This is a genomic window from Pseudokineococcus basanitobsidens, assembly GCF_037482545.1.
Classification (GTDB): Bacteria; Actinomycetota; Actinomycetes; order Actinomycetales; family Quadrisphaeraceae; genus Pseudokineococcus; species Pseudokineococcus basanitobsidens.
This window is the reverse complement of sequence record NZ_JBBIAA010000014.1, coordinates 17,030-27,576: the sequence shown is the minus strand read 5'-3', so window position 1 is coordinate 27,576 and position 10,547 is coordinate 17,030. Positions and strand designations below refer to the sequence as shown.

Annotated in this window: 8 protein-coding genes; 5 read left to right on the top strand and 3 right to left on the bottom strand. The window is 76.4% G+C overall.

The genetic code is table 11. The features are described 5' to 3' along the window. Positions 1-180: 180 nt before the first annotated feature. A complete protein-coding gene (locus WDZ17_RS11805; protein ID WP_339575358.1) occupies positions 181-1,992 on the top strand; it encodes a dihydroxyacetone kinase subunit DhaK in 1,812 nt (603 codons plus the stop codon). A gap of 115 nt (positions 1,993-2,107) precedes the next feature. Here WDZ17_RS11805 and WDZ17_RS11800 read toward each other — a convergent pair whose 3' ends face one another. Next, positions 2,108-2,710, bottom strand: coding sequence for a DUF4190 domain-containing protein (locus tag WDZ17_RS11800; protein ID WP_339575357.1), 603 nt, complete (start codon positions 2,708-2,710; stop codon positions 2,108-2,110). A gap of 248 nt (positions 2,711-2,958) precedes the next feature. Here WDZ17_RS11800 and WDZ17_RS11795 point away from each other — a divergent pair, with 248 nt between their 5' ends. Further along, the gene (locus WDZ17_RS11795) at positions 2,959-3,705 is read left to right on the top strand and encodes an HAD family hydrolase (RefSeq protein WP_339575356.1); all 747 of its coding nucleotides are present in this window, start codon (positions 2,959-2,961) and stop codon (positions 3,703-3,705) included. An 82-nt stretch (positions 3,706-3,787) separates the two neighbouring features. Here WDZ17_RS11795 and WDZ17_RS11790 read toward each other — a convergent pair whose 3' ends face one another. Next, on the bottom strand, positions 3,788-5,278 hold the full coding sequence (locus WDZ17_RS11790; protein ID WP_339575355.1) for a sulfatase family protein: 1,491 nt from the start codon (positions 5,276-5,278) through the stop codon (positions 3,788-3,790). Positions 5,279-5,307: 29 nt separating this feature from the next. Next, the gene (locus WDZ17_RS11785) at positions 5,308-6,636 is read right to left on the bottom strand and encodes an MFS transporter (protein ID WP_339575354.1); all 1,329 of its coding nucleotides are present in this window, start codon (positions 6,634-6,636) and stop codon (positions 5,308-5,310) included. Between the two features lie 137 nt (positions 6,637-6,773). On the opposite strand from WDZ17_RS11785, the gene WDZ17_RS11780 reads away from it, so the two are divergent. From WDZ17_RS11780 to WDZ17_RS11770, 3 genes are all read left to right on the top strand, one after another. Beyond that, positions 6,774-7,796 carry a sugar-binding transcriptional regulator gene (locus WDZ17_RS11780; protein WP_339575353.1) on the top strand — a complete coding sequence of 341 codons (1,023 nt, stop codon included), beginning with the start codon at positions 6,774-6,776 and terminating at the stop codon, positions 7,794-7,796. Positions 7,797-8,040: 244 nt separating this feature from the next. Then, entirely contained in the window at positions 8,041-9,240 is a 1,200-nt protein-coding gene (locus WDZ17_RS11775; RefSeq protein WP_422631973.1) for a S8 family peptidase, read from the top strand. Positions 9,241-9,378: 138 nt separating this feature from the next. Further along, positions 9,379-10,440, top strand: coding sequence for a LacI family DNA-binding transcriptional regulator (locus tag WDZ17_RS11770; RefSeq protein WP_339575351.1), 1,062 nt, complete (start codon positions 9,379-9,381; stop codon positions 10,438-10,440). Positions 10,441-10,547: the final 107 nt, after the last annotated feature.

The window sequence follows — 10,547 nt, the reverse complement described above, 5'->3', positions numbered from 1 at the left end:
TTGGGCCGGGTGCGGGGCGACGTCGTCGCCGACGTCGGGTGCGGGGGCTCGCGTGGGGGGACGTCGCCGCCGACGTCCGGGGAGGAGGTGCCCACGACGCGCGCCGGACCTTGCCCCCGCGCCCGTCGGGCGCGGAGGATCGCGCCGCGGCGCCGTCGCCGCGCCGAGGAGGCCCCACCCATGAGCGCACCGCTCGCCCACCCCGAGCACGACCCGGTCGCCCGTGCCGCGGCCGGCTTCGCCCGCGCCCACGCCGACCTCGTCGTGGTGCGTCCCGAGCCGCTGCACCTGCTCGCCCGCACCCGGCACGCGGGACGGCGGGTCGGCCTGGTCTCGGGCGGGGGCGCCGGGCACGAGCCGCTGCACGTCGGCTTCCTCGGCCCCGGCGTCCTCGACGGCGCCGCGCCCGGCATGGTCTTCACCTCCCCGCACAACCGGCAGGTGCTCGAGGCGGGCCGTGCGGCGGCGGGCCCGGACGGCGTCGTCCTCGTCGTGAAGAACTACACGGGCGACGTCATCAACTTCCGCATCGCCGCGGAGCGCCTCCGGCTCGAGGGGGTCCGGGTCGGCGAGGTGCTCGTCGACGACGACGTCGCGACGGACTCCGCCGACAACGCCGCCGGGCGCCGCGGGACCGCCGCGACCGTCGTCGTGGAGAAGCTCCTCGGCGCCGCCGCCGACGGCGGCGCGTCGGTGGACGACCTCGTCGTGCTGGGCCGCGACGTCGTCGCCGCGAGCCGCAGCCTCGCCGTCGCCACCCGCGCGCAGACCGACCCGGCGACCGGCGAGCCGGCCTTCGCGCTCGGCGCGGACGAGGTCGAGCTCGGCGTCGGCATCCACGGCGAGCGCGCGGCCCGGACGGTCGCCAGGACGCCGCTCCCCGAGCTCGTCGAGGGCCTCGTCGACCAGGTCCTCGCCGCGCTCCCGGACGTCGGCGGCGACGGCGTGCTCGCGCTCGTCAACGGCCTCGGCGCGACCACGCAGCTGGAGCTGTTCGCCGTCCTGGAGGAGGTCGCCGAGGTGCTGGGGCGCCGCGGTGTGCGCCTCGCCGCCTCGCTGGCCGGCACCTTCGTCGCCGCCCTCGACATGCACGGCGCCTCGGTGACGCTGACGGCGCTACGACCGGGGTGGCTGGACCTGTGGCGCGCGCCGGCCCTCGCGCCCGCCCTGCCGGCGCCGACCACGGACGGCGGGCCGGCGGGTCGCGCGGACGTCGTCCCCGCCCCCTGGGTGCGGGACGCCGCGACCTCCGGCCCGACCGGCGGGCCGGCCTCCCCGGAGGTGCCGCCGCCGGCGGACGGGACCCTGCCCGAGGGCGCCTCGGCCGCCGAGCGGGCGCTGCGCCGGTGGGCCGCGGACGCCGAGGCGGCGCACGGCGACCTCACGCGCCTGGACCGCGTCGCGGGCGACGGCGACTTCGGGGACAACCTGCGCGGCGGCCTGCGCCGGGTCGTCGTCCGGCTCGACGGCACGGGCGAGGGCGGTCCCGCCGGCCGCAGCGGCGCCGAGGCCCTGGCGGCGGCGGCCGAGGTCTTCCTCGACGAGGTGGGCGGGACGAGCGGGCCGCTCGTCGGCCTCCTGCTCGCCGAGCTCGCGGCGGCGGCGGAGCGGGCGGGCGGCGCCTCGGCCCCCGGCGACGGCGGGTGGGGCGAGGGGCTGGTGGCCGGGCTCGCGGCGGTGCAGCGCGTCGGCGGGGCCGAGCCGGGCGACCGCACGATGGTCGACGCCCTCGCGCCGGCCGCCGGGTCCGTGGCGGACGGCGGGTCTCTCGCGCAGGTCGCGGCGGCCGCCGCCGACGGGGCCCGCCGCACCGCCGACGTCCGGGCGCGGCGCGGCCGCGCCGCCTACCTGGGCGACCGGGTCGTCGGGTCCCCCGACCCCGGGGCGGTCGCCGTCGCGATGCTGCTGCGCGCCGCGCTCGCCGCGGCGGACGACGGCGCCGCGGCAGCGGGTGCCGACCCGGTGCAGGAGCTGCTCGCCTCCGGCCGCTGACCGTCCGCGAGGCCCGCCGTCACGCAGGACGACCCCCATCGCACGACGGCGCCGCGTACGACGACGGCCACGAACCCGGGCGGGTGCGTGGCCGTCGTCGGGGGGGGGAGGGAGGTCAGCCGGCGTCGGTCGGCTGCAGGTCGTCGGGCAGCTGGTTCTGCAGCTGCTGCACCTGGTCCTGCAGCCGCTGCACCGCCTGGTCGTTGTTGAGCACGGTCGTGATGCCGATGATGAGGACGAGGCTGACGACGATGCCGAGGACCGAGAGCACGATGCCGGCCACGGCCAGGCCGCGGCCGGTCACGCCGACGCGCTTGGTCATGGAGATGCCGGCGATGCCGAGCACGAGGCCGATGATCCCGAGCACCAGCGCGAGCGGCGTGAGGAGCAGCGTCAGCGCGGACAGCAGCGCCGAGAGCCCGAAGACGAGGCCGAAGGTCGCCGCCGCGCTCGTCTTCGCCGGCTTGGGCTCGCGGGTGCCTTCCCGGGTCTCGACGCGCTCCGGCGTGCGGGTCTCCCGGTAGCCGCGGTCACGACCGTCGGCGTCGTCCCGGTCGAGGTCGCGGTCGCCCGGCCGGTAGCCGGCCGGGGCGACGTCGTCGCGGCGGCCGCGCACGTCGTCGGTCCGGTCCGTGCCGGGGGTCTGGTCGTCGCGGACGTCGCCGGTGCGCCGGGTCTCGGCGTCGCCGCGGTCCTGCGGGGAGGGCTGGTGGGCCATCGGAGCTCCTGGGGGGCGTGCGCCGCGGGGCGGCGCGCTGGTCCGCGGACCGGGTGGTCCGCGCCGCCGTCGGACCGGGACGCGCGGGGGCGACCTCGCACCGCGCGGCGGACCCGACGCTAGGGGCAGCGCGTGCCCGCCGCGAGCCGTGCCGCCGGGTGCGCCGGGTCGCCCGGTCCTACGGTCGTCGACGGCCGTGGTGGACCGCACCCGCGCCACCACCGACCCCGCCCCCCAGGGAGACCGCCGTGCCCACCTCCTCCGACGACCACGACGCCCCCGCCCGGGACGCGGACCGCCTCGGCGTCCTCCTCGACGTCGACGGCACGCTGCTCGACACCAACTACCTCCACGTCGTCGCGTGGGCGCGGGCGCTGCGCGACGCCGGGGCGCCGCCCGTGCCGATGGCGGTGCTGCACCGGGGGATCGGGCTCGGCGGCTCGGAGCTGGTGCGCCGCGTCCTCGGCGACGGACTGGGGCGGCCGGGCTCCGACGCCGTGGACGACGACCTCGTGACCACCCTCACGCAAGGCCACTCCGACCACTACGCCGCGCTGCGCGACGAGGTCTCGGCCTTCCCGCGCGCGGCCGACCTGATCGCCGAGCTGTCCGGCCGCGGCCTCGCCGTCGTCCTGGCGACCAGCGGTGACGCCGGCGACCTGGACTGGATGCTCCCCGCCATCGGCGCCCGCGAGGAGCTCCAGGGCGTCCTGACCTCGGCCGACGTCGACGCCGCCAAGCCCGCGCCGGACATCTTCGGGCGCGCCGCGGAGGCGAACGACCTCCAGCCGAGCCGCTGCGTCGCCGTCGGCGACACGGTGTGGGACGTCGAGTCCGCCGGCTCCGCGGCGATCCCCTGCATCGGCCTGACCTGCGGCGGCAGCTCGCGCGACGAGCTCCTGCAGGCGGGTGCCGCCGCCGTCTACGCGACGCCGGCCGACCTCCTCGAGCACCTCGACGACTCGCCCCTCGCGTCGCTGCTGGCCCGCGCCTGACGGGCGCCGCGGCGGTGGACCTCGTGGGCGGGAGGGCGGCCCGCCGTCCCGCGAGGTCCACCCGCGCCGTGGTCAGCCCCGGTCAGCGCCAGCCGGCCGCCCACGCCGCGGCGGGGCCGGCCGCGGACTCCGTCCGCCAGCGGGCGACGACGTCGAGGAGGTGCCGCTTGAGGCCCGCGCTGGCCGGGTCGTCCCACAGCGTGCGCTCCTCGTGCGGGTCCTCCACGAGGTCGAAGAGCTGGCCCTCATCGCTGTCGACGAAGGTGACGAGCTTGTACCGGTCGTCGCGGACCATCGTCATCATCGCCGTGCCGGTGAGGATGTGGTCGCGCGCGTGCTCGGAGAAGGCGTGCTCGCGGCCCGGCCACCGCTCGCCCCGCAGCGCGGGGACGAGGGACCGTGCCTCCATCCAGGACGGCACGTCCACGCCGGCGAGCTCCAGCACCGTGGGCCCGAGGTCCATCATCGACGTCAGCCCGTCGACCTCCTGGCCCGCGACGACGCCCGGCCCGCGCACGAGCGCCGGGACGCGCACGCTCGGGTCGTACATCGTCCACTTCTGGCTGTGCCCGTGGTCGTTGAGGCAGTCGCCGTGGTCGGAGGTGAAGACGACCACGGTGTCGTCGAGGACCCCGAGCCGCTCGAGCTCGGCGCGCAGGAGCCCGACCTGCTCGTCGAGCATCGTGACGTTCGCGAGGTAGTGCCGCCGCTGGCGGCGCATCTGCTCCTCGCTCGGGTCCTCCAGGTGGACGACGGCGTCGTGGTCGTTGTCCTCGTGCTGACGACGCAGCTCCTGGAGGGCGCGGGGCTGCGCGGCGAGGTCCTCGGGCGTGCGGTGCGGCATCGGGACGTCGCGGTCGGCGTAGCGCTCGAGGACCCCGGGCGTCGGGTCGTACGGGGGGTGGGGGCCGGGGAAGCCGACCTGCAGGAAGAAGGGCTGGCCCGTCGGGGCGTCGCCCGTCGTCCCAGGGGTGCCGCCGACCCACCGCTGCAGCCACCACCGCGCCAGCCCCCCGACGAAGTTGTCCGGGTGCATCTCGTCGGGCAGCTCCCAGGCGAAGGCGCCCAGGCTCTCGCGGTAGTCGGGGCGGCTTCGCAGGTGCACGCGGTCGGGCTTCTCCAGGTCGCGCACGTGCAGCGCCTTGTCCCACGAGTCGAGGAAGAACGGCAGGTCGGGGTGCGCCCGGTCCTTGTTCTCCACGACGTGCCGCTCGTGGAAGCCCACCGACGTCTCGTAGGGGTAGGTGTGCATCTTGCCGACGTTGGCGCAGCGGTAGCCGGCGTCGGCGAGCCGCTCCACCCAGGAGTGGTGCCACGGGTCGTCGTTGCGCAGCACGCCCGAGGTGTGCGGGTAGAGGCCCGTGAACAGGCTCGCCCTCGACGGCGCGCACGACGGCGCCGTCACGTAGGTGCGCGTGAAGGCGGTCCCCTCGGCCACGAGCCGGTCGAGGTTCGGCGTGTCGACGTGGTCGTGGCCGAGTGCGGCGATGGTGTCGAAGCGCTGCTGGTCGGTGATGACGAAGACGATGTTGGGGCGCTGCGCCCCATGGGTGGCGGCCGGCGTCGCGGTCACGGGTCCTCCGGTGTGGGCGGGGCGGGCGGTCAGCGGGCCGGCTCGTCGACGAGCTCGCGGCGCGAGGTCTCGCCGGCGGCCCTGACGCACGCGAAGCTGATGGCGCACACGACGAGCAGGTAGGCCACGACGGGCCACACCGAGCCGGTGGCGGCCGCGAGCGCGGTGGCGATGATCGGCGTCGGGGCGCCGCCGAGCAGGGCGGACAACTGGTAGGCGACGCCGAGGCCCGTGTACCGCATCCGGGTGGCGAACATCTCGGAGAAGAGGACGCCCTGGATGCCGAACATGCAGCCCGTGCCGACGGCGAGGGTGACGACGATGGTCAGCCACACGACCCACGTCTGCCCGGTGGCCAGCAGCGGGAAGTAGACGACGCCCATCACCGCGCAGACGACGATGCCGAAGAGGTAGACCGGCCGGCGTCCGACCCGGTCGGAGACGTGCCCGACGACGGGCAGCAGCGCCACCTCGACGGCCGCGGCGATGACGAACCCGGTGAGCATCAGCTGGTCCGGCAGCCCGAGCTCGCTCGTGGCGTAGGCGATGCCGAAGACGTTGATGATGTTGAACGTGACGGCGTCGGTCATGCGTGCCCCGACGGCGAGCCCCAGGTCCTTCGGCTGCTCGCGCAGCAGCGAGAGCACTGGCAGCCGCCGCACCTGGGTGGCGTCCTCGCGGAAGGCCTCCGTCTCCGGCAGATGGCGCCGGACGGTGAAGGCGACGACGAGGAAGGCGCCCCCCAGCAGGAAGGGGATGCGCCAGCCCCAGGACAGGAAGGCGTCCTCGGGCAGGAGCTGCACGAGCGCGAAGACCCCCGAGGAGACGAGCAGCCCGACCGGGGTCCCCACTTGGTGGATGCTGCCCATGACCCCGCGGCGGTGCCGGGGCGCGTTCTCGAGGGCGACGAGCGACCCGCCGCCGAACTCCCCGCCGATGCCGAGCCCCTGGACCAGGCGGAGCCCGATGAGCAGGGCGGCCGCCCAGAGCCCGACGCTGTCGAAGGTGGGGAGCACGCCCATGAGCGCCGTCCCCAGGCCCATGACGAGGATCGTCAGCAGCAGCATCGGCTTGCGCCCGATGCGGTCGCCGAAGTGCCCGAAGAGGACGGCACCGATCGGGCGCGTCACGAAGCCGGCGGCGAAGGCGCCGAAGGACGCGATGGTGCCCGCGGTCGGCGACGACTCGGGGAAGAACAGCTGCGGGAAGACGAGCGCCGACGCGGTGCCGAAGAGGTAGAAGTCGTACCACTCCAGGAACGCGCCACTGAAGGCCGCTGCGACGGCGCGGCGGGGGCTCACGGCTGGAGCCGCCCCGCCCGGGCCTCCGGCTGTCCCGTCCGTCGTGCTGCTGCTCATGGGTCCTCCCCCTCCGTCGCGGGTGGTCTCTCATCTGAGGGGATGCGGCCCCTCACCTGAGGGCAGGATGCTCCCGCGGACGCGGCTCGCGCAAGGCTGTGAGCGGGGGCCCGCGCGGCGCAGGGCACCATCGAGGGGTGCGCGAGGGAGAAAGGCTGCCGGTCGACGACGACGGCGCCCTCCTGTCCGAGGCCGAGCGCGACGCCCTGGCCCGCTGGGACGAGGACGACCTCGGCGTCCACATGGCCCGGCGGTACTACGTCGACGACGCGTCCAAGGTGGCCATCGCGAAGGCGTTCGGGGTCAGTCGCTTCCAGGTCGCCCGGCTCGTCGCCGACGCGCGACGTCGTGGTGCCGTCAAGGTCGAGGTCGTCACCCCCGGACGCGTGGACCGCGACCTCTGCGCCGAGCTGCAGCAGGCGCTCGGCGTGCCGCGGGCCGTCGTCGTGGAGGTCGAGGCCGCGCCGGGGCCCGCCTCCCCGGCCCCGGCCGTCGCGCGCGTCGCCGCCGCCACGGCCGAGGTCTTGCGCGGCGTGTTGCGTGAGGGTGACGTGCTCGGGATGACGTGGAGCCGTGCCATCGAGGCGATGAGCCACCAGCTCGACCGCCTGCCCCGGTGCACCGTGGTCCAGCTCGCGGGCGCCGTCCACCCCGGGGACGGGGTGCTGGGCTCCGTCGAGGTGGTGCGCCGGGTCGCTGCGGCGGCGGGTTCGCACGGTCGGGTCCTCTACGCCCCGCTGGTGGTCGGCGACGCGGCGACCGCGGCGGGGCTGCGGCAGCAGGACGAGATCGCCTCCGCGCTCGTGCTCGGGGACCGCCTCGACGTGGCGGTGCTCTCCGTCGGCGCGTGGGGGCCGTCGAGGTCGGCGGTGTTCGACCTCCTCGACGCGCGCACGCAGCAGGAGGCCACCGACGCCGGGGCGTGCGGGGAGGTCAGCGGCCGGCTTTTCGACGCCGACGGCGCTGCGGTCTCGACCTCGCTCGACGCCCGCGTCGTCGGGCTGACGGCGGAGCAGCTCGTGCGGGCGCCCCAGCGCGTGGCCACGAGCCACGGCGCCTACCGGGCCGAGGCGACCCGCGCGGCCGTGCGCGCCGGGTTCGCCACGACGCTGGTCGTCGACGGCGACCTCGCGCGCGCCGTCCTGCAGCTGCCGCCCTGACGACGGTGCTCGCGGCCGCCCCGTCGGCTCGCGTGACGTCGGTCACACCACTGGGGGCGCGGGACCCGTTGACGGTGTCCAGATCGCGACTTACGTTCCCGGGACGCTCACCGAGCGTCCTGGTACGGCACTCCACGTGACCACCAGTGCCGATGGTCCGCGGTGTCGCGCGGGCCCGTCCCCGTGAAGAGGCCCCGTGACCGAGCACGCCACCACCTCGTCCGCCGGCACCCCCGCCACCGGCATCACTGCCACCGGCACCACTGCCACCGGGCGCCGCCGCGCGTCCCTCGCCCTCGCCGCGACGGCGGTCGTCGGGCTCGTCGTCGGACCGGTGGGCGCGGCCGCCGCGGCTCCGTCCGGGGACGCCCCGCTCGCCGTCCAGTCCGCCGGTGCCGACGCCGTCGAGGGCAGCTACATCGTCACCCTCGAGGCGGGCTCGGACGCCGAGGACGTCGCCGCGGACCTCGGGGTCGTGCCGGACGAGGTCTACGACGTCGCCGTCGACGGGTTCGCCGCGGACCTCGACGCCGCCGAGCTCGCCGCGGTGCAGCGCGACCCCGACGTCGTCGCGATCGAGGAGGACGCCGTCGTCACCCTGGACGCGACCCAGCGGGTGGCCGTCGGCGGCGGCCTCTACGGCCTCGACCGCATCGACCAGCGGAACCGCCCGCTCTCCGGCACGTACACCTACGGGTCGACGGCGTCGGGGGTGACGGCGTACGTCGTCGACACCGGCATCGCGACGTCGCACCCGGACTTCGGCGGCCGCGCCCGCAACGTCTACGACGCGCTGGGCGGGAACGGCCAGGACTGCAACGGCCACGGCACGCACGTGGCCGGCACGATCGGCAGCGCCACCTACGGCGTCGCCAAGGGCGTGCAGCTGCGCGGCGTCCGCGTGCTCGGCTGCGACGGGAGCGGCAGCACCTCGGGGATCATCGCCGCCGTCGACTGGGTGCGCGGCAACGCGGTGAAGCCGGCCGTGGCGAACATGAGCCTCGGCGGCGGGTACTCGGCGGCGCTCAACCGAGCGGTCGACTCCCTCGCGGCGTCCGGCGTCTCGATCGCCGTGGCGGCGGGCAACGAGAACCAGGACGCGTGCGCGGTGTCACCGGCCTCCGCGGGCGGAGCCCTCACCGTCGCGGCGTCCGACCAGACCGACACGCGGGCGTCGTTCTCCAACTACGGGTCCTGCGCGGAGATCTACGCGCCGGGCGTCGGCATCACCTCGACGTGGCTGAACGGCGGGACCAACACCATCAGCGGGACGTCCATGGCCAGCCCGCACGTCGCCGGCGCCATGGCGCTCGTCAAGGCGCGCTACGGCGACCTCCCGAGCAGCCAGGTGAACGACACCCTCGTCCAGAACGCGACGACCGGGGTCGTCGCCCGCAACGTCGGCTCGACGTCGAACCGGCTGCTGTTCAAGGGCGGCCTGTGACGGCCTGAGCGTCCGACCAGCAGCGCCCCCCGTGCCCTCCGAGGCCGGGGGCCGCTGTCGTGCCGGAGGTCTTGACGCCGTACGACTAGATCGATTTAGTACCGCCACCGGTCGCCGACGACGCGAGGGGGCGAGGACGTGGCGCGCAGCACCAGGCCCACCATCGCCGACGTCGCGCGCGCGGCCGGGGTGAGCCGGGGTGCGGTCTCCTTCGCCCTCAACGGGCGTCCGGGGGTGAGCGATCGCACCCGCGCCCGCATCCTGCGCGTGGCCGACGAGATGAGCTGGCAGCCGGACCACCGGGCCCGCGCCATGCGGGTGCAGCGGGCGCAGGCTGTCGGGCTGGTCCTCCACCGCTCCGTCGACACGATCGCGGACGACCCCTTCTTCGCCTCTCTCATCGCCGGGGTCGAGCAGGTCGTCTCCCGCCACGCGTGGTCGCTCGTCCTCGACGTGGTCGCGGACGACGACGAGGAGCGCGCGACCTACGAGCGCCTGGCCCGCGAACGCCGCGTCGACGGCGTGGTCGTCAGCGACGTACGGGTGGACGACCCCCGCATCGGGCACCTCGTCGCGCTCGGCCTCCCCGCGGTCACGCTGCAGCGCCCGACGACGCCGTCGCCCTTCCCGGCCGTCCGCGTCGACGACGACCGCGGGATGCGAGCCGCCGTGCGCCACCTGCTCGACCTCGGTCACCGCCGCATCGCCCACGTCGCCGGACCGGCGTGGCTCGAGCACGGCCTGCGCCGCCGGCGGGCCGTGGAGGCCGAGCTCGCCGCCGCCGGGCTGGCGCCGCACGCCGTCGTGGAGAGCGACTTCACGGCCGCCGCGGGAGCCCGTGCGACGGCACAGCTCCTCGACCTCGCGGAGCCGCCGACGGCCGTCGTCCACGCCGGCGACCCGATGGCGGTGGCGGGACTGGGCGTCGCGCACGCCCGCGGCGTGCGGCTGCCGGAGGACCTGTCGGTGACGGGCTTCGACGACGTCGAGCTCGCGGGGCACGTCCACCCGCCGCTCACCACCGTCCGCACCGACAGCCGCGCCTGGGGGGCCGGCGCGGCGACCGCCCTCGTCGACCTGCTGGCCCGGCGCGCCGGGGGCGACGACGCCCTCGGTGGCGAGGAGCACGACGTCCACCTGCCGCCGCCCGAGCTCGTCGTCCGCGGCTCGACGGCGCCGCCCGGCGCCGCCGCGACCTGACCGTCGCCGTCCCACCGCCCCGCCGGCACCGGCGCGGCAGACGTCCCGCACCGGGACCCGAGGTCCCGACCGCACCCCCGAGAGGCGCGACGATGCGCATCCGACGG

Bases quoted from the DNA above. Each gene is read 5' to 3' on its own strand.
- WDZ17_RS11800 (WP_339575357.1), bottom strand. From the start codon at position 2,710: ATGGCCCACCAGCCCTCCCCGCAGGACCGCGGCGACGCCGAGACCCGG.
- WDZ17_RS11785 (WP_339575354.1), bottom strand. From the start codon at position 6,636: ATGAGCAGCAGCACGACGGACGGGACAGCCGGAGGCCCGGGCGGGGCG.
- WDZ17_RS11805 (WP_339575358.1), top strand. From the start codon at position 181: ATGAGCGCACCGCTCGCCCACCCCGAGCACGACCCGGTCGCCCGTGCC.